This window comes from Chitinimonas prasina (assembly GCF_030160395.1).
Classification (GTDB): domain Bacteria; phylum Pseudomonadota; class Gammaproteobacteria; order Burkholderiales; family Chitinimonadaceae; genus Chitinimonas; species Chitinimonas prasina.
Genome location: NZ_BSOG01000006.1, coordinates 83068 through 101377, shown reverse-complemented (window position 1 = coordinate 101377; position 18310 = coordinate 83068). Strand labels below are relative to the sequence as shown.

Annotated in this window: 22 protein-coding genes; 3 read left to right on the top strand and 19 right to left on the bottom strand. The window is 62.0% G+C overall.

Going from position 1 to position 18310, the window contains the following annotated elements:
• The first annotated feature begins 36 nt into the window (after nucleotides 1-36).
• The gene (locus QQK16_RS18720; protein ID WP_284198011.1) at nucleotides 37-1422 is read left to right on the top strand and encodes an FAD-binding oxidoreductase; all 1386 of its coding nucleotides are present in this window, start codon (nucleotides 37-39) and stop codon (nucleotides 1420-1422) included.
• A 28-nt stretch (nucleotides 1423-1450) separates the two neighbouring features.
• On the opposite strand, the gene QQK16_RS18715 is transcribed toward QQK16_RS18720, so the two are convergent.
• The 10 genes from QQK16_RS18715 to QQK16_RS18670 form a co-directional block, all read right to left on the bottom strand.
• Entirely contained in the window at nucleotides 1451-2815 is a 1365-nt protein-coding gene (locus tag QQK16_RS18715; RefSeq protein WP_284198010.1) for a 4Fe-4S binding protein, read from the bottom strand.
• Nucleotides 2805-3602 carry an FTR1 family iron permease gene (locus QQK16_RS18710; protein WP_284198009.1) on the bottom strand — a complete coding sequence of 266 codons (798 nt, stop codon included), beginning with the start codon at nucleotides 3600-3602 and terminating at the stop codon, nucleotides 2805-2807. Before QQK16_RS18710 ends, QQK16_RS18715 begins: the two co-directional genes overlap by 11 nt.
• A 6-nt stretch (nucleotides 3603-3608) precedes the next feature.
• Nucleotides 3609-3950 carry a cupredoxin domain-containing protein gene (locus QQK16_RS18705; RefSeq protein WP_284198152.1) on the bottom strand — a complete coding sequence of 114 codons (342 nt, stop codon included), beginning with the start codon at nucleotides 3948-3950 and terminating at the stop codon, nucleotides 3609-3611.
• Between the two features lie 5 nt (nucleotides 3951-3955).
• Nucleotides 3956-4498, bottom strand: a complete 543-nt coding sequence (locus QQK16_RS18700; RefSeq protein WP_284198008.1) for an iron transporter — start codon at nucleotides 4496-4498, stop codon at nucleotides 3956-3958.
• Nucleotides 4499-4620: 122 nt separating this feature from the next.
• Nucleotides 4621-5055, bottom strand: coding sequence for a putative zinc-binding protein (locus tag QQK16_RS18695; RefSeq protein WP_284198007.1), 435 nt, complete (start codon nucleotides 5053-5055; stop codon nucleotides 4621-4623).
• An 11-nt stretch (nucleotides 5056-5066) separates the two neighbouring features.
• Nucleotides 5067-5492, bottom strand: coding sequence for a ubiquinone anaerobic biosynthesis accessory factor UbiT (gene ubiT / locus QQK16_RS18690; protein ID WP_284198006.1), 426 nt, complete (start codon nucleotides 5490-5492; stop codon nucleotides 5067-5069).
• Nucleotides 5492-6385: a U32 family peptidase gene (locus QQK16_RS18685; protein WP_308447076.1), complete on the bottom strand. Its 894-nt coding sequence runs from the start codon at nucleotides 6383-6385 to the stop codon at nucleotides 5492-5494. Before QQK16_RS18685 ends, ubiT begins: the two co-directional genes overlap by 1 nt.
• Nucleotides 6376-7392 (bottom strand): ubiquinone anaerobic biosynthesis protein UbiU, encoded by a 1017-nt coding sequence (ubiU, locus tag QQK16_RS18680; RefSeq protein ID WP_284198005.1) that lies wholly within the window; start codon nucleotides 7390-7392, stop codon nucleotides 6376-6378. The genes QQK16_RS18685 and ubiU overlap by 10 nt, the downstream gene beginning before the upstream one ends.
• 45 nt (nucleotides 7393-7437) lie before the next feature.
• The gene (locus tag QQK16_RS18675; RefSeq protein WP_284198004.1) at nucleotides 7438-8694 is read right to left on the bottom strand and encodes a hypothetical protein; all 1257 of its coding nucleotides are present in this window, start codon (nucleotides 8692-8694) and stop codon (nucleotides 7438-7440) included.
• A complete protein-coding gene (locus QQK16_RS18670) occupies nucleotides 8691-9131 on the bottom strand; it encodes a hemerythrin domain-containing protein (RefSeq protein ID WP_284198003.1) in 441 nt (146 codons plus the stop codon). The genes QQK16_RS18675 and QQK16_RS18670 overlap by 4 nt, the downstream gene beginning before the upstream one ends.
• 227 nt (nucleotides 9132-9358) lie before the next feature.
• Between QQK16_RS18670 and QQK16_RS18665 the strand changes: the two genes are divergently transcribed.
• Nucleotides 9359-9964: a YitT family protein gene (locus QQK16_RS18665; RefSeq protein ID WP_284198002.1), complete on the top strand. Its 606-nt coding sequence runs from the start codon at nucleotides 9359-9361 to the stop codon at nucleotides 9962-9964.
• 67 nt (nucleotides 9965-10031) lie between these two features.
• On the opposite strand, the gene QQK16_RS18660 is transcribed toward QQK16_RS18665, so the two are convergent.
• Both QQK16_RS18660 and QQK16_RS18655 read right to left on the bottom strand, forming a co-directional pair.
• The gene (locus QQK16_RS18660; RefSeq protein ID WP_284198001.1) at nucleotides 10032-10697 is read right to left on the bottom strand and encodes a response regulator; all 666 of its coding nucleotides are present in this window, start codon (nucleotides 10695-10697) and stop codon (nucleotides 10032-10034) included.
• A gap of 21 nt (nucleotides 10698-10718) precedes the next feature.
• Nucleotides 10719-12656, bottom strand: coding sequence for a type IV pili methyl-accepting chemotaxis transducer N-terminal domain-containing protein (locus tag QQK16_RS18655; RefSeq protein ID WP_284198000.1), 1938 nt, complete (start codon nucleotides 12654-12656; stop codon nucleotides 10719-10721).
• Between the two features lie 104 nt (nucleotides 12657-12760).
• On the opposite strand from QQK16_RS18655, the gene QQK16_RS18650 reads away from it, so the two are divergent.
• Nucleotides 12761-13144 (top strand): SirB2 family protein, encoded by a 384-nt coding sequence (locus QQK16_RS18650; RefSeq protein ID WP_284197999.1) that lies wholly within the window; start codon nucleotides 12761-12763, stop codon nucleotides 13142-13144.
• Between the two features lie 112 nt (nucleotides 13145-13256).
• Here QQK16_RS18650 and moaD read toward each other — a convergent pair whose 3' ends face one another.
• The 7 genes from moaD to QQK16_RS18615 form a co-directional block, all read right to left on the bottom strand.
• On the bottom strand, nucleotides 13257-13514 hold the full coding sequence (moaD, locus tag QQK16_RS18645) for a molybdopterin converting factor subunit 1 (protein WP_284197998.1): 258 nt from the start codon (nucleotides 13512-13514) through the stop codon (nucleotides 13257-13259).
• Nucleotides 13515-13524: 10 nt separating this feature from the next.
• Nucleotides 13525-14730 (bottom strand): molybdopterin molybdotransferase MoeA, encoded by a 1206-nt coding sequence (locus QQK16_RS18640; protein WP_284197997.1) that lies wholly within the window; start codon nucleotides 14728-14730, stop codon nucleotides 13525-13527.
• Entirely contained in the window at nucleotides 14723-15223 is a 501-nt protein-coding gene (mobB, locus tag QQK16_RS18635) for a molybdopterin-guanine dinucleotide biosynthesis protein B (protein WP_284197996.1), read from the bottom strand. The genes QQK16_RS18640 and mobB overlap by 8 nt, the downstream gene beginning before the upstream one ends.
• Nucleotides 15220-15879: a carbonic anhydrase gene (locus QQK16_RS18630; RefSeq protein ID WP_284197995.1), complete on the bottom strand. Its 660-nt coding sequence runs from the start codon at nucleotides 15877-15879 to the stop codon at nucleotides 15220-15222. Before QQK16_RS18630 ends, mobB begins: the two co-directional genes overlap by 4 nt.
• Before the next feature lies 1 nt (nucleotide 15880).
• Nucleotides 15881-16879, bottom strand: a complete 999-nt coding sequence (gene moaA, locus QQK16_RS18625) for a GTP 3',8-cyclase MoaA (protein ID WP_284197994.1) — start codon at nucleotides 16877-16879, stop codon at nucleotides 15881-15883.
• A gap of 204 nt (nucleotides 16880-17083) precedes the next feature.
• Complete coding sequence (locus QQK16_RS18620) at nucleotides 17084-17494, bottom strand: ribonucleotide reductase subunit alpha (protein WP_284197993.1); 411 nt, start codon at nucleotides 17492-17494, stop codon at nucleotides 17084-17086.
• A gap of 34 nt (nucleotides 17495-17528) precedes the next feature.
• Nucleotides 17529-18275, bottom strand: coding sequence for a peptidylprolyl isomerase (locus QQK16_RS18615; RefSeq protein ID WP_284197992.1), 747 nt, complete (start codon nucleotides 18273-18275; stop codon nucleotides 17529-17531).
• Between the last annotated feature and the right edge of the window lie 35 nt (nucleotides 18276-18310).

Here is an 18310-nt window from a genome sequence, read left to right as displayed (position 1 = left end):
TGACATGACTATTCTATTGAGTATTGAGATATCGCCATGAACCATCCCTTGCTGGTCGAGCTGGCAAGCCTGCTGCCACCGGCCAATCTGGTACTGAATGCGGACCGGTTGGCGCCTCGCCTGCTCGATGCGCGCAAGCGCCTGCGCGGGCAGACATTGGGCATGGCCTTGCCCAGCAGTGTCGAAGAAGCCGCCATGATCATCACCCGATGTTGGGCGCACGGGGTATCCATCGTTCCACAAGGTGGGAATACCAGCCTGGTCGGTGGCGCCACACCCATGAGCGAAACCAGTCTGCTGTTGGGGTGCGATCGTCTGAAACGGATACGCCAGATAGACCCATGCGGTTACACCCTGACGGCAGAGGCCGGCTGTGTGCTGGACGATATTCGCGATGCAGCCCAGACCGAAGCTCGGCTCTTCCCGCTCTGGCTGGGCTCGTCGGGTAGCGCCTGCCTGGGCGGGCTGATCGGCACCAATGCCGGCGGCTTGCAGGTACAGCGCTATGGCAATACCCGCGAGTTGGTACTCGGCATAGAGGCCGTGTTGCCGGACGGACAGATTTTCCGTGGTCTGCATCCATTGCGTAAGCGGAATGCTGGTTATGATCTGAAACAGCTGTTTATCGGCGCCGAAGGCACACTGGGCTTTGTGACGGCGGCAACGCTCAGGTTATTTCCGCAAGAGCGTGGCCAGGCGGTCGCCATGGTGGCGCTGGACCATGCCGAGCAGGTTCTGGCCCTGTTCGATCAGACCAAGGCGGCCGTTGGTGAGGTGCTGACGGCCTTTGAGATGATGGACAGCGAGGCCATGATACTGATGGCCAGGCATTTCCCAACCCTGCAACAGCCGTTTGCCGCCCCACCACCGTACTCCGTGCTGATTGCGCTGAGTGGCAGCGAGAGCGATGGCGTACTGGCCGAGCGCCTGATGGAGCTGCTGCTTGCCAGCGGAGGCGAGAATGCCGTACTGGCCCAAGACGGCAGCCAGGCCAAGGCGCTCTGGGCGCTGCGTGAGCATATACCGGCGGCGCAGACCCGCCAGGGTCCGTCGATCAAGCATGATCTGGCATTGCCCATCAGCGCGATACCCGCCTTTATTGCCGAGGCCGCCAGCCTGCTGAAGCAGTGGCTACCACAGGTGCGCCCGGTGGTGTTTGGCCATGTGGGTGATGGCAACCTGCACTACAACCTGGGCCTGCTGCCAGAGGCAGAGACAGGCCAGATCGAGGCGGAAGCCAATGGCCTGCTATTTGACCTGGTTGCGCACTATGGTGGGGATATCAGCGCCGAACACGGCATAGGCCGGCTGCGTATTGCTGCCGCCGATGCGCACCACGACCCGGTTGAACGGGCACTGATGCGCCAGGTCAAGGCCATGCTGGACCCGACTGGTCTGTTCAATCCCGGCGTATTGTTCTAGCGCCTGGCGGCAGGCCCTGCCTCACCTATCAGGATTGCAGGAACTGCCACCAGCACAGCACGATGGCCACCCATGCAGGCATGACCAGCAGCATGGCGTACCCACGGCGCACTTGCCCTGCGCCAGCAGCTTGCAACCAGAACAAGCGCAGGCTCCACAGCAAGCCCAGACCCAGCAATGCCAGTTGTGCCACGCCCTTCCATGGCAGCATCAGCCCCATGCCACGCAGCAGTGACAAGCTGGTGGCTGATAGCCCCAGGATTAAGCCCGTGCCTGCCAGCGGCGTGAGGCAATAGGCCAGTTGCAGGCGTCTGCTGCGCCAATCTGGTTGCAGCGCCCGTGCTGACACACCCAGCCAGAACCAGAGCCAGCTCCCCAGCAGGCTGCCGACCAGCGCGATATAGCCAACTATCATGGCGCCATCCAGCCAGCAAAAACTGTCGTTTAGGCTGGGATAATGCGTCAGCAGCCACCAGGGCACATCGTCATCCAGCAGGAACAGGCCGGCTTCATGCTCGATCAGCCAGCCCGCCACGGCCTGTTTGGCCATGACAAAGGTGCTGCTGGCGCTCCACTGAAAGGCACCGATGGCTACCCCTATCATGCCGTACAGCAGCAGTAGCACCTCCCAGGGCTGCGCCTGATCGGGTCGCAAGCGGGATATCTCGCGGTTAAATGGCCGACAGGCCAGTTGTACGGCATCACGCTGGCCGGCGCAGCGGCCGCATTGGTGGCACAGGCTAGCCCCCTCCATGCGGCGTATGTCGATCAAGGGGGCGCAATTGATGGGAATGGTCTTGCGTGTAGTGCGGGACTCCCAGGCCTGCCGATCTACCGCGTAATGCAAGGGCGCCAATCGCGCCAGCAGGCCGAACACGCCGCTGACAGGGCACAGGTAACGACACCATACCCGCTTGTTGCGGCCATAGAGATAACCGACCAGCATGGCGGCAAGGGTGGACCCGCCCAAAATCAGCAGCGCAGGCTGCGGGTATTGATACACGCTGATCAACTGGCCATAGACGGTAGTGGCGACAAAGCCCACCAGCGGCCAGCCTGGCCATTTCAGCCAAGCAGGAATACGCCGGCCTCGACCGTGGCCACTGGCCCATTCAGTCAGCATGCCCTCGGGGCAGAACAAGCCACACCAGCTGCGACCCAGCAGCAGGACGGAGACAATGACCCCAGGCCACCAAACACCCCAGAAAACGAACTGGGCAATCCCTGCCATGCTGCTGAACAACTGCGACTCAGCCGCCGGTAGTGGCAGCATGGCCGGCACGATCAGCAGCACCGCGTAGACAAGCACGATGCCCCACTGGCCCGCCTGTATGAAACGGCGATGGGCGCGCAACCAGAGACCCAGGCGAAACAGGGTGGCATCAGCGGGCATGCCTGCCTCGCCCCAGCCAGGCCCATACCAGACCCCAATAACCCAAGAGGGCCAGCAACGGACTCAATGCCGGGTGCGCCCGGTAGCCGGTGAAACTGGCCAGCAGATTGCCGGCACGGCTGGCGTCATCCAGTAGCCAACTGCTGTCCCAGAGCTCGTCCACCAAGGTAGGTAGCCAGCCCAGCATGGTCATTTTCTCGGCAGCCGCCAGCAAGAGCGCGCCGCCCAGCAGTAGCAACAAGGTTTCGCTCAACCGGAAGAAATGCCGCCAATGCAGCCAGCGGCCGCCCTGTTGCAGCAGCCAGTAGGTCAGCATGGCCAACACCACAGCCAGCAAGGCGGTCAGGCCTAGCTGGCCGGCGCTTTGTTGTCCCAGCCCCAGGCCGTACAGGAACACCACCGTCTCGGTACCCTCCCGGGCGATGGCCAATGCCGCCAGCAAGGCAATGCCTGGGCCGGCACGCTTTGCCACATCCTGTTGCAAGGCATGCTTCATCTGCCCGCCCTGCTGCCGCATCCACCCCACCATATGCACGATCAAGCCGCTGGCCAGCAGCATCATGGCCAATTGCATCTGCTCTATGGCGCCTTCTGGCAGGGCGCTGAACAAACCCAGCAATGCCGCCGCAAAGGCCAGCGCCATGAGCGTGCCGGCAGCAACGCCGGCCCAGAGCCAGCGCAATTTGTGCGTGGCATCCACCCCCTGGCGCAGCCAGGCGTGCAGTATGCCGATGACCAGCAGGGCTTCGGCGGATTCACGCCAGAGTATGAACAGGGCTTGCGTCATGGGGCATTAGTGGGCGGTGAGGACAAGGCGTCCGGTGTCAGGGTGAAATTCATCGATGAACTGATACTCGCCAGGCCTGAGCGGGTTGAGCACCACAAAGGAGCTTGCGCCCGGCGCCAGCACTTTCTCCACCCGCAGTCGCAGGTTCTCGAACTCGATCGGGCTTTGCCCGGCATTGCGCAGTACCAGCTTGATGCGTTGGCCTGCCGGCACAGTGAGCACCGCCGGGCTGAGCCGGCCATGTTCAGCTGTAATGGTGTGGGTGATCAGCTCACCTGCGATACTGGTGCTGGCGGTCAATAGCAGTACCAGCGCCGTTGCGAGATGGGTTGCTGCCTTGCCTGTCATAGCGCTCAATAGCCCCCCTTCTTGCCTATGCCTGCATACACAAATGGGTACTTCAGTGTGATGGGGGCAAACCAGGCAGCCACACCGGTTTCCTTATCCACATGGCGCCCAAAATGGGCGTGGCCACCACCACTCGGTGGCAATATGCGCAGAGTGAGCATGTATTTACCCGGCCCCGCCAATTTGACATTGTCGCCATAATGCGGCCCGTCGCTAGCCACCATGGGGTGCATGTCGCCCTGGGCAACCGGCTTACCGTCCGCCTTGCTTAGCTGGTACTGCACCTGCAGCCCAGGCACCCAGCCTCCCTCAGGAAAGCCATTGGCGTTATTGGCCAAGGCGCGTATGTCGGCCTCCAGGTGAATATCAGACGCCGCTGCCGCCCGCATCATGCCGGCAGGCTCCATCTGCACAGGCTGCAGGTACACGGCGGCCACTTCGAGACCGCTATGCATCTGCGGTTTGCCTATAGGGTATTCCAGCGCCATGGCGCTGCCTTGCGCCAGTAACAGGGAGAGTGCGAGCAAGGAGGTGGTGCGTAAGGACATTGGTTTTCCTTTAATGGTATTAATAATCGTTATCAACATTGTGTATAGACAAAACAGTGCCGGCCTTGTCCTACATCAAGAAAACAGCAGGCGGCGCCAAATAAGGCCGCCTGCCAGGCGAATCAGCCCGCCCTACCCGCTTGCATAGCCGTGTCGCTGGTCGCATCCGGCCCCATGGTCTCAGCCGCCTGCTCCCGCAGCGAGCGCGCTGCGCCGCTCACCGCCAGCCACACCACCTGCCGCTCTTCCTCCTGGCAGTCGGTATGCAAGCGCTTCTTCGCCCCCATCTGATTGAGTACCAGATGGGTATCAGGCGTGACGCCGACATTGCTCAGGCAGGCACTGACACAGGCGAGTGCACAACCATCGAGCGCCAGGACAGGGCGACCGCTGCGCGCCAGCTTGACCAGCACCGGCACCCCTCCCCCTACTCCGCTGATGCAGGACATCTCAGCCTCACCTTGCCTATCCAGCGCGATGGCCAGATCATTGGCAAGCTGGGCCACGCTGGAACAACCTGAACAGGCATATACCAAGGGGCGGGTACGTGGATTCATGGCAGACTCCTTCAATCAGAGAGGTAACGGTGGCGCAGCCAGGCAGGTCGCTCAGTCGCATCCAGCCAGTTCTTGACCATCAAGCCCAGCTCGGTATCGCCGCTGATCTTCAGGCGGCGCTGAAAGAACAAGGTGTCGGCATCCATCTCGCCCTGCAGCAGGCTGAAGAAATCGGCCGCGCTTGCGCTGAGTTCCAGATCCGCCTGGGCATCCCAACTCGGCCTGAAACTGCCATGACGGCAGCAGAACAGACAGCGCAGGCCCAGATCTGTCACCTCGATGGCGAAACGCTTGCCTTCCAGTTCGGCGGGGGGAAGCAGCCAGTTGAGATGGCGTGCCACCAGCAGGCCTGCAGTAAAGTGCAGTGACAAAAATGCGGGGGGTAAGCGCCGGCCCAGCGAGGCCAACAGGGCCGGTGGTTTGGGTAGCTTGAGCATTAGGCCTCCTGCCCCAGCCAATCGATGCCGGCCTTGCCATGCCAGTAACCGTTGCAACGGCGCATGCCGGCGGGTAGCGGTATGGGCAGTGCTGCCCTGCCTTGCCGCCACTGATGCAGGGCAGCGACAGCATCCAGAGTGCCCCTGGATTGTGGGCTGACACGCAACACCTCGACCCCCATACCGTGCAGCTCACCAGCTTGCTCCAGCAGATCCAGACACTGTGCCGACTGGGTCTGGATACCGTTGATTGCCAGGAAGTCACCTGCTTCCTGGGTGCGTAGTGCCAGGCCATCGGGATAGTCGATGCAGCGAAAGCCACATTCGTCCTTGCGCAGATGAAAATGCCGGGCAGTAAAACAACGTGCAGAAAAAGCCAGCGGCATCCTGCCCCAGACCATGACCTCGGCCTGCAACCCTGCAGGGCGTTCTGTCAGCAGGGTTCGCAGATCGGCCTGGCTCAGTTCCAGCGGGGCGACGAAGCGCTTGGCGCCTTGCCCAGCCAGCCAAGCCAGGGTGGCACCATGGTAGGCATTGAGGTGCGGGCCAGCCACGAAGGGGCGTCCGGCAAGGCTGCGTATGGCACCGACCTCGCCGACCTCGATCATGAATTCCGCCTGGTTGACCAGGCGCTTGATCTGAGCGACCTCGGTGCTGGTTTCCACCAGGGTGGGAGAGGAGAGGATGACAGCCTTGCCCGCAGCACGCAGCTCGCCTGCCAGCGCCAACCAGTCGGCTGCGCGCAATTCGTGCCGCCGGCTGCAGACAGTTTCACCGAGGTAGACAATATCTACCGGGCTACGCCCAACCTGTTCATAGAAGTCGAGCGTGGTCTGCCTGGGCCAGTAATAGAGCAAGGGGCCCAACGAAATCTGACTGGATATCATTTCCATGGTCGGTCGAATGCCCCTTGGGTAGTTTGCGATCCTTCTGCATGCCGCGACAGGCTGGCCTGCCAGTCTGGCCTGACCACATAGCGGGCGGGTGCCAGGTTGGCGGCATTGATGGCGGCCCGCAGCGTGGCGATGACCTGGGCCACATAAGCCGGACTGCGTTGGCGTCCCTCAACCTTGATGGCCTTGACCCCCATGGCTGCCAGGCGCGGCAGCAGGCCGAGCGCATTGAGACTGGTGGGCTCTTCCAGCGCATGGTCAAACCGGCCTTCAACCTCAAAACGGCCCTTGCACAGGGTCGGATAGGCAGCCGGTTCGCCAGGGGCATAGCGATCAATCAGGATGCCATTCAGGCGGGCATCGAGCTGGCCGCCGATTTCGCTCCAGCGCACGGCATGGGCCGGCGAGCAAACGCCCTTGTTGTTGGGTGAATCGCCGGTGGCAAAACTCGATAGCAGGCAACGGCCCTCGGCCATCACGCATAGGCTGCCAAAGCCGAATACCTCGATTTCTACCTGGGTCTGGCGTGTCACCCGCTCGATTTCCTGCAGCGTGAGTACCCTAGGCAGTACCACCCGCTGGATATTGAACTGCTCGCGCATCAGCTCAATCGCATCTGCGTGGGTAGCCGAACCCTGTACCGACAGATGCAAGCGCATGCGCGGGTAACGCTCGTGGGCATACACCATCAGCCCCGGGTCGGCCAATATCACGGCATCGGCACCCAGATCGTGCGCCGCGTCCACGGCGTTGCGCCATTCCTGCGTCCGGCCAGGCTGGGGGAAAGTATTGATGGCAAACAGCACCTTGCGCCCTAGCGCATGGGCATGCTCGACACCCGTGCAGATATCTGTTTCGCTGAAGTTCAGGCCGGCAAAATTGCGGGCATTGGTGGCATTCTTGAGGCCGAGGTAGACCGCGTCTGCACCAGCCTCCAGTGCTGCTTTCAGCGCAGCCAGGCTACCGGCCGGCGCCACCAGTTCCATGGGGGGAGGTAGATTGTTCATGCGGCCAAGTCTAGGCAGCGCAGGTAAGCTGCGCCTTAACGCATGTCAAGTCTTTGCCAGTTGCAGATAGCGGGACAATACGTAGAGCAGTAGCCCCCCAAGGCTGGCCTGTGATGCGGCAAACAACAGGCCGGCTGGCAGGGCAAGCCTGGCTGGGGCGATGGGCAGCATCAGCAGGCATAGCCAGGCAAACAGAACCAGCATCACCTGTATCCACTGCAAGGCAGGTGGCAGCAGCGTCTGCATGGCAGGTACCCGTACATGGGCAGGCAGTTGCCGACGGAGATGCAGCCACACAAGAAAGGGAATGATCTTGCCCAGCATGGCATTGATGGGTAGCACCGCCCCGCCCACCAGTATCAATACCCCTAGCCACCATGCTATCGGCCAATCCGCTGGCAACATCCCTTCCAGCAAGCCCAAAACGGCGGCCAACCACCAGGATAAAGCGGCGATACCCCATAGTGGCCAGGCAACATCGTGCTTGCGCTTGGCTTTAAGGGCCGCATAAAGCAGCAGGCTGGCCAGTAGGCATAAGGCCAGCCAGCACAGCGGGCGCCAGGGAGCCGGCAGGCCTGCCAGCTCCAGCAAGCCTAGCGCCAGCGGCAGCCAGATCAGCCCAGGTAGCAAGCGGGACAGGCGCGCGTCCAGTTTGGGGGTTTGCCAGAACATGGGCAGCACGGTAGCCGCGACTCCTGCCAGCAAAACCGCCAGCCAACCGCCTGCTCCCCAAGCCACATGCAGATCCAGCACTGACCGCAGGGGCAGGCCCCAGCCATAGGCCAGCACCCCAGCCAGTGCCGCACCCAGCAGCACGGTTACCAGCAAGGCCCAGGCTATCCAGCGCAACACGCGTGTGCTGGCATTGGTGGGGATGACTTGCCAGCCAGCCACAACAAGTGCGATCACCACACTGCCCACACCGATGGTTGCAATAGTGCCACCCAGGATAAAACCCGTTGGATTGCTACCCAGAAACCCCCAGACCAGGCCGCCCACCGTGCCCACGCAGCAAGGTGCTACCCAGGGTGCCAGCCAGCGGGTGGCCGGCACCGGCACGCCAGCCAGGACAGGGAAAAGCTGGAACAAGGCCCCCAGCATTACCGGCAATAGCATGCCCAGGGCCAGCACATGCACCAGGCTCAAGCTAAGTGGTGCAAAACGGTGCGGCAAACCCTCGACCGGCCCCAGTGCCAACAGCAGCCCCGCCACCATGCCAAGCCAGGGTGCCGGCAGCAAGCAGCCAAAAATCACGCCGGGTGATGGCGCCAGATGGAAGGCAAGGTTCCTGGGGGCATTCATGTCGTACAACTGGCGTGGGTATGCGCCAGCAGCGCGCCCAGATCCCCTATATGTGCGCGACACATGGGGTAGAGCACCCCTTCTTCCTTGGCATTGTGCTGCTGGATAAAGATGAACAGGGTGTCGAGCTCAGCTTGCAGGGCCGCATAGTCCTCTGCCAGCAGCAGGCTGCGGCAGTTCTCCAGTAGATCCCGCATGGCGTAGTGCTCGTCGCGCATGACCTCGGTGGGCCCATGCAGCAGGCCGGTGGCTAATTCAAAGGCCGGAAACAGTATGGTTTCCTCCAGCTCGAAATGCGCCAGCATGGCCTGCTCGGCCTCGTGAAAATAGCGCTGCCCGGTACATAGGTCGCGCTGCTGCACGGCGGCCTCCAGCCTGGCAAGCAGGTCGTCGCATTCGTGATGTTGATAGATCAGGCGGGTAATGGCATCAGACATGGCGGCAGCACCGATAGGAGAGTGTTGCCCATGCTAGGCGGCCACGGCACCTGCCGCCTTGACTTTGGGCAAGCAAGTGGGCTTTGGGGCGGGCCTGCTTGATCTCCATCAAGGGTCTGCGTACTCCCCACGAGCGTGCCGGACGAGAGGGCCATAATGCAGTTCTCAACAGGCGCCAAGAGCCAGTTCAAAGTCTTTGCACCGCACAACCCAAGCACCACTGAAACATGACTGACCCAGTTGAACGCCACTCCCTACTTGAGGATGCACAAGCCCTGCTGATAGGCACCCTGTTGGTGGCCTTGTCGGTATTGCTGCTGCGCCAATCCGGCCTGTTGACGGGCGGTACGGCCGGGCTGGCATTCCTGGGCCACTACTTGAGCGGCCAGCCCTTCGGCCTGGTGTTCTTTGCGCTCAATCTGCCCTTTTATCTGTTCGCCTGGCGAGCCCTGGGGTGGGTATTTACCCTCAAGACCTTTGCCGCCGTCAGCCTACTTTCGTTCTACAGCGAATGGCTGCCCAGCCTGATACATCTAGATCACTTGAACACCGCCTTTTCGGCGGTGCTGGCTGGCTTGTTGGCAGGTACGGGACTGTTGATGCTGATACGGCACCGGGCCAGCCTTGGTGGACTGGGGGTGCTGGCACTTTACCTGCAGGAGCGCCATGGCTGGCGGGCCGGCAAGCTGCAGATGGCGGCCGACTGCCTGATATTGCTGGGCGCCCTGCTGGCATTGCCGGCGGCCGAGGTATTGCTGTCGATTCTGGGCGCCATGGCCATGAATATGGTGATTGCGATTAATCACCGTCCTGGGCGCTACATCGGCATGTAGGTGCTGGCTAAAGGTCTGCCGGCCGGGCACGCAAGGGAACAGAAATCGAGATTATTGCCAACGCCCCTCAAGGCGCCGCCATGTCGCTGATTCCATGCTCCACCGCATATACCGCCACCTGCACCCGGCTGGTCAGGTTGAGCTTCTTCAGTATGTTCTGCACATGGATCTTGACCGTACTTTCGGCCACATCAAGGTGGCGGGCGATCTGCTTGTTGCTTTCGCCACGCGCCAGGCACTGGACTATCTCACGCTCCCTGGTTGTCAGCTTATCCCGCTCGGCCGGCTGACTGTTTGCCACCGGCGCAGACTGCGCCCGAAATTGCGCCACCAGCTTGGCGGTCATGCTGTCGGCGATGACCGGCTCGCCACGATGTGCCTTGCGTATGGCTGTCGTCAGTGCTTCTGCCTCGATATTCTTGATCAGATACCCCCGCGCACCATCACGCAATGCCTGACCTAACTCATCGGCCTCTTCCGACACAGTCAGAATGATGATGGCTGCCGTCGGCACATCCTGCACCAGCAACTGCAGTGTCTCCAGCCCGGACAGCCCCGGCATGTTCAGGTCAAGCAAGATTACATCGGGGTGGAATTCCTTGGCACGCTTGATGCCTTCTATGCCGTCTGCGGCTTCGGCAACCACGTCCAGATCGGCTTCACGCTGCAAGAGCTGGCGTACGCCAGAACGAAACAAGCTGTGGTCATCTACCAGCAAAATACGAATGGTCATGGTCTATCCAAGTGTATGAAATCAGGCTGCCTGGCGGGCAGTCTGCGGCAGAACCAGTTTGACGCTGACCCCTGCCCCAGGGCGAGCATCCAATACCAAGGAGGCATTCAGCCGCTTGGCGCGCTCTTGCATGATATGCAGACCGACATGGCGCTCGCCACGCTCCGCAACCTCGGCGGGCTCGTAGCCACGCCCATTGTCGCGTATCACCATCTCGAAATCCCGCCGGTTGTTGATTTCGACCGTCGCCTGGCTGGCCTGCGCGTGCTTGCGTATATTCGACAGCGCCTCCTGCAGGATGAACAGTACCTGCAACTGCTGTTCCGGCGGCAAGGGGGCGCCCTCCAACTCGTCCACCTGCAACAACACTGCCATGCCAGTCTGCCTGCGGAAGCGGGCAATGGTGTCTTCCACGGCAGCCAGCAAGGCCCCCTGCCCCAGCTTGCTGCGAAAGTTCAGCAGCAGCTCGCGCACGTCCTGATAGCTCTCATCAACGCCTGTCCTTAACAAAGGTACAATTTCGCGTACTTCCTTGAGGTCTTCCCGGCCTAGTGCCGAGTCCAGCATCTGCAACTGCAGATTCAGGAAGTTCAGGCCCTGCGCAATACTGTCGTGCAGGCCCTGGGCGACCAGATTGCGCTCCTCCGCCACCGCCAGCTGGCGGGCCTTGGCGCTGAGACGGCGATTATCTAGCGCCACCCCTAGATGCTGCCCCAAGGTCTCCAGCAATTGCGCCTCGGCAGCCGGCACCTCATGGGTGCTGCGAAAATGCAGCGAGAAGGAGCCCAGCACCTCGTCACGGGTCACCACCCTGAACACGGCCAGGCCCTGAAAACCCTCCTTGGCGCAATGAAAGGCTTCCGGCTGGGGCAGCTTGCGGAAGTCGCGTATCACCACCACACCCTGCTTGGTGGCTTCGCCACAAAAGCAGGCATCCACCTTCATGCAGTGCTCGGTTTCTTCAAGCGACTCAGACAGGCCTATGGAGACCACTAGGTGCAGTTTCTCACCCAGGGGGTCGATCACGCGGATGCTGCCGCCGTCGGCATTGAACTGCTGCATTACCCGCTGCAGAAATCCATGGCAAAGCGTGTCGATGTCTGTAGGCTGGTTCAGGAAGGCGGCCATATCATAGAGCGCGCCAAGTTCGCGATTCTGGTTGGCCAACTGTGCCGTCTTTTGCTGCACCCGGTCTTCCAGTTCGCGGTACAGGCCTTCCAGCTCATCTGCCATGCGGTTGAAGCCATAGGCCAGCACGCCAAACTCGTCTCGGCTTTCCACCGGCAGCCTTACCCCAAACTCCCGCGCCGTCATGCGGCGCAGGCCCTCTTGCAGATGCAGCACCGGCGAGATGATCCAAAGGTACAGCAGATAAATCAATGTCAGCGTGCCAACGCAGGCAATGCCCAGCAAGACGGCCTGCGACATGCGCAGCAGTGTGGTCTTGCCGGCATTGTCGGTTTCTATCATTTGCACCAGGTGGTCGGCCTCTTGCACGAATACGGGCAAGGCGCGCAAATAGGCCGTGTGGTCGCGACCTTGCAGGGTGGACTCTGCCGCAGGCTGCAACTGAGTCATCCAGGTACGTTCCACCAGTTGCATTTGCGCGCGGATTGCCGCGTCATTCGGCAGAAATAGCGGACGGGACGGCACTCCCCGCTGCAGGCGGGAGAGCGTATCGCGCTGGGCCTGCAATTCGGCATGCCATTGTGCCGGCCTGGCTGCGCTGGCCTGCAACAGCTCGATACCTACCCGGTTGGCACGCATGCGCAAACTGCCGGCATCATTGATCGCCGCCCCCGCCCCCTCAAGCTGCCAGGAAAGCCACAAGGTCCAGCCTATCATGCTCAGCACCACCAGCAGCGCCAACAGGGCACTGGCCACGATACGCGTCGACAACCTGTCCCGCAGGGCGGGCTGATCTACCGAGTCGGCTATCTGTGCATCCGGTCTGTTCATCGACTTGATCCCGTTCAAGGCACGCTGAGCTGCCCTGCGCTATTCTGTTTCCCAGTCTGCCCCGGGCAGACTGACCATCCCAAGACAATGTATATCAGGGCACCATGAGCTACCTTACCCTGCGCCATCTCCATATTACGGCGGCCTTCCTTAGCGTGGGCCTGTTCATGCTGCGCGGCGGCCTGGCCCTGGCCGGGCGCAATTGGCGGCAGGTACCTACGTTGCGCTGGCTGCCCCATGTCAATGATACCGTGTTGCTGTCGGCCGCCATCAGTCTGGCCTGGCTGAGCGGCCAGTACCCGTTCCAGCAACACTGGCTGACGGCCAAAGTGATCGCCCTGCTGGCTTACATCGCCACCGGCAAGCTGGCGCTGCGGCCTGAGTTGAGTACAAATCGCAGGGCGTGCTGGCTGCTGGCAGCGCTGGCCTGTGTGGCATATATCCTGGCCGTTGCCCGCACCCGTAGCCCGTGGCTGGGGCTAGCCTAAGAACCTGCCGTGAACTCAAGCCACTGGTGGGTGGCGATGCCCTAGAGTCTGTTCAAAGTCCTTTGGCCTCGTCGCGGCCCGCTGTGCTCGGCCGCATGAATATGCAGGCCATTCACCCACCCGTCACTGGCGGAAAAATCGCCACTTCGGCGCCGGGGGGTATGTGTGTATCCTGCCCGGCAAGCTCCTGGTTGACAGCCACCCGGAACACTTTATTGACCGCCAGCTCGACCGCCCAGGCGCCGCCACGGCTGCGTAGGTGCGCCAGCAGGCCAGCCACATCCCATGACGTAGCCGGCACTGCAAGGCGCTCGCCATCGCAGCCCAATACCTCGCGCAAACGGGCAAAGTACAGTAGTTGTATGGTCATGATAGGGTCATCAGGCGTAAGCCAGTTCAAACAGGTGGTGACAACGTACGCGCATGCCCGCAGCCAGCCGGGTACGCTCAGGGATTTCCAGCAATACATCCGCCTCTGCCAGCGAAGCCAGCGCCGCCGACCCTTGTTGCTCATAGGCCTGCACACAACGCTGCCCTTCCTGCTCCAGCAGCCTGGCACGCAGAAATTGCCGGCGTGACGCCATGTTTTCCACTGATTCCGCCAGGGGCAGGTAGCAGGGCAAGCGGCTACGCATGGTCTCGCCGCAGGCCCGCTGTATAAAAGGACGGGCCAGCAGCAGAAAAGTGATGGCCGCCGCCACCGGGTTGCCTGGCAGCCCCAGAAACGGCTTACCCTGGACATGCCCGAAGGCAAATGGCTTGCCGGGCTTGATGGCGACCTGCCAATGACTGATGGCGCCCAATGCCTCCACTGCCGTACGCACATGGTCTGCCTCACCGACAGACGCACCGCCCGAGCTGATTATGATGTCGCACTGGCCAGCTGCAGCCTGCAGCCGCTCCCTGGTTACTTCCAGGTCATCAGGCACCCAGCCAAGATCAAGCACCTCGGCACCGGCTCTGGCAGCAAGCGCCAACAACTGCGGCCGGTTGGCATCGTATATCTGGCCTGGCGCCAAGGGCTGGCCCAACGCCTGCAACTCGCTACCCGTAGACAGTACGCCTATCACCGGTCGGCGATACACCTCCAGCGCCGCATGCCCCTGCGTGGCCAGCAGCCCCACCTGCAAGGGACGTAGGCGTTCGCCGCGATACAGCAGCACGCTACCGGCGCTCAGCTCACTGCCCCGCAGGCGCATATGTGCGCCATAGCAAAGGGGCGAGTCCAGGTGCACCTGATCCCCCTCCACTTTTACCTGCTCCTGCGGCACCACACCCTGGCAGCCCAAGGGCAGCGGTGCCCCCGTCAGGACACGTACCGACTCGCCAGCAGCAATCTGCAAGCGCTCGCCCGCCCCCGCAGCCGCGTACCCCACCAGGCGGAATGGCCCCAATGGTTGCTCGGGGCGCATGGCAATGGCGTAGCCATCCATGGCGCTATTGTCAAAGTCCGGCAATTCATGCGCGGCCTTGATGGTCTGGGTGCTGACGCGACCAGCCGCCAGATGCAGGGCCACCTGCTCCGTACCTGGGGTCGCTACCGGATGGCTGGCCAGGAAGTGTTGTATGTCCTCTAGGCTATGCATGTGATTGCAGACTTTCCAGAATGAACGCCGCAATGAAGGCGGGCTGGTTGAGATCGAGCACGGGCAAGGTAGTGTCTATGGCCTGATCACTGGCAACTGCCAATAGCTCAGGCAGCTCCGGGTAAAGGGGCACCAGCCCCAGTGCCGGCCGGTAGACTTCCAACCGCGGTATGGCAAACCGCTTGTATCCCTCGACCAGGGTCAGGTCAGCAGGGGCCAGCCGCGCCAGTTGCGCATCCAGGCCCGGCTCCGGCGCATCATGCAGCTCATGGAAAATGGCGAAGCGATAGGGCGTAGCCAGTAGCACCTCGGCAGCACCGGCTGAGCGGAATCGTGCGCTGTCCTTGCTGGGCGGCTCCAGTTGCACATCGTGGTGGCTGTGCTTGATGACGTTGACGCGCAAGCCCTGTGCCGCGAAGCACGGCAGCAGGGCTTCGATCAGGCTGGTCTTGCCGCTGCCAGAGCGGCCTATCAGGCCAAATACCCGACTCATGCATCCTCCGGAACCAGTGGGCACACCAGCGGCAGAAAGGCATCGGCACGCGGTGAGTAGGCCAGCAATGCGCCTGCATCCAGATCGAAGTACCAGCCATGCAAGGTGATGTCGCCCTGGGCCAGCCGTTGCTGCACCCAAGGGAAGGATTCAAGATTCCGTAGCGAAACCAGGATGGCCGCCAATTCGCACGCCCGCTGCCGTTCGGCCGCTGTGGCCATGGGTAGCTGCTGCGCCACCCTGGCCCTGGCCGGCTCGGCAATACGCACCCAGCGGCCGATGAAGTCGGTCTCGCCATCAACCGGGAAACGCTGCTCCACCAGGGCGCGGATGCCGCCGCACTGAGCGTGGCCCAGGATGATGATGCGTGCCACCCGCAGTTGATCTACAGCGAACTGAATGGCGGCTGCCACCCCCTGGTGGCTCAGTCCATGGTTGCAGGGCGGCACCAGATTGGCGACATTGCGTACGGTAAAGATATCGCCGGGATCGCACCCTAGCAGCAAGGCAGGATCGACCCGGGAGTCGCAGCAGCCTATCAGCAGTGTATTGGGGTGCTGACCCTCGCGCAGATCGCGGTACAGGGCTGGCGTCTGTTCGAAGTAGTGCAGCTGAAAGCGCTGAAAACCATCGATGAAGCGTTCAAGGTCATGCATCTCAGCCCCCAGTCTGGGACATGAAACGAACAATTTTGGTGGGCTGGGTAGTGAACTCATGCCGCTCTGGCTTGGCGGCGATGGCTGCCACGATGGCGGCACTCAGCTCCACATCACTGGCACCTGCACGCAACTGCTGCCCCAGCGCCACCTTGTCTTCCTGGCCCAGGCAAAGATACAGGGTGCCATCCACCCCAAGCCGGACGCGGTTACATGCGGCGCAAAAATGCTGCGACATGGGCGTGATGACACCCAGGCTCATCTCACCATCGGCAGTCGTCCAGTAACGCGCAGGCCCAGCCCCCTGGCCTTTTACCTCGGGTATCAAGCCAAAGCGCTCAGCCAGCCGCAGCCCCAACGCCGTCAGATCGACCACGCCAGTCTGCCTGCCGGTGTCGCCTATGGGCATGGCTTCGATCAGGCGCAGGATAAAACCGTGCTCAATGGAGAAATCCACCATGCGCTCCACTTCGGCTTCATTCACCCCCGCCTGCACCACCATATTGAGCTTGATCGGTGCAAAGCCGGCCGCCTTGGCCACAGACAGGCCCTGCAGCACATCAACTAGGCAGTCGCGCCCGGTTATCCTGGCAAAACAGCTTTCATCCAGGGTATCGAGGCTGATATTCAGGCGCCGCACACCTGCCGCACGCAAGGCGGTTGCATGCTGGGCCAGCTGGGTACCGTTGCTGGACAGTGATAGATCCTGCAGACCGGGCAGGCCGGCTATCTGCCCCGCCAGGGTGGCAATCCCGCGACGCAGCAAGGGCTCGCCACCGGTCAATCTCACCTTGCGTACGCCCAGTTGCACGAACAGGCCAACCAGTCGGCTCATTTCCTGGTGAGTCAGCCAGTTGGCAGGCTCCTCAAAGCCTTTAAAGCCCTTGGGCAGGCAGTAGGTACAGCGCAGATCGCACCGATCGGTCACCGATACACGCAGGTAGTCGATGCGGCGATGGTAGGGGTCGATCAATACGGGTGCGGCAGTGGGAGTAATCATGGCAACAGCCCGAGGGAGTCTGGCCACCATTGTGCGCAGCCTGCGGCGGCATCGCTATTCGCTGTTGGGACTAGTCATTCTGGCGAAGCGCCCCAGCACGGAAAAAACACGGCAGCGCGGCCGGGTAGAGGTAGCCGCAGGCAGAACCGACCGGTGGCGCGCGCACCAGCAGGCTGGCAAGCCAGCCTAGCCTTGAGGCACCCATCAATACAGGCGTTGAGGTTCGCCTTGGCGGTCAAATGCCAGCAGCTGCTGCACCCTGCCTTGTTTGATCGCTTCTATCATGCGATTCAGATGGGGTTCGGCCTCAGCGCTGCCCGGCGCCTTGCCGCCACGACCAGCCAGGCTGGCAGCAAACAGCAGCTGCCACGATGGCCCCATCTGTTCAGACTCGGTACGCAACTGGACAAAGTCGCCGATTTCCTCAGGCAGCTTGTCGACACACATCAAGGGCGCCAGCGTACCGCCCTGCCCCGCGTCAAAGCGGGCGCGCTCCTCCAGACTGGCGTGCTCTGGCAACTCGGCCCTGGCAAAGACAAACAACAAGCGTTGCGGTTGATCTTGCTGCTTGGCAGCAAGGAGAAAATCCGAAAACGAGTTGATGGGCAAGGACATATCGATTTCCTGGGTGGCGTGATCTTCACGGCGCTCATTGCACCAGCGGGCTGTCGGCGCCTTCCAGCGTAATGCCTTCTATCCGGGCGCGGCCGACCAGCAGTTGCAGGTATTGGCGCCAGGCGGCGTCCTGGCTGGCAGTATGCAGGGCGGCGGCAATCTGCTCGGCAACCTGTTCATAGGGCAGCAGACGGCCTTCTACCCGTCGCGCCACCCGCACGATATGCAAGCCAAAGCGGGTTTCCAGCAGGCGCGGTAGGATGCTGCCCGGCGACATGGCAAACACGACACGCTCGAATTCCGGCACCGTATCGCCACGGCTCAGTTGCCCGAGGTTGCCGCCTACCTCGCCTGAGGGGCAGTTGGACAAGGTACGGGCACGCTCGGCAAACAAAGCCGGTTCAGCCAGCAACTCAGCTAGTGTCTGCTCCCCCAGGCCGCGCAATGCCTCCAGCGGCACCCTGGGTGTGACTTGAAAGAGGATATGGTCGACCTCGACCAGCTCACCCACGGTAAAGCGCTGGGGGTATTGCTGGTAGTGGCGGCGACAACTGGCCTCGTCCGGCGTAGGCACTTGCACCTCACTTGCCAACAGTGCATCGATGGCAGCCTCCTCATCGGCAGATGGCAAACCCAGCCGCCTGGCTTCATCCAGCAGCACCCGCCGCAGCACCAGTGCCGTCATGGCGCGCTGCATGGGGTTGGGGGCATCGCCGTGCAGCGGCAGTTCCTGTTCCATATCGGCGTCACTCAGTTCTACGCCATTCACCACAACAGCCATATTGGCCTCCTGGTACGGTAAGGCGCCCGGCCGGG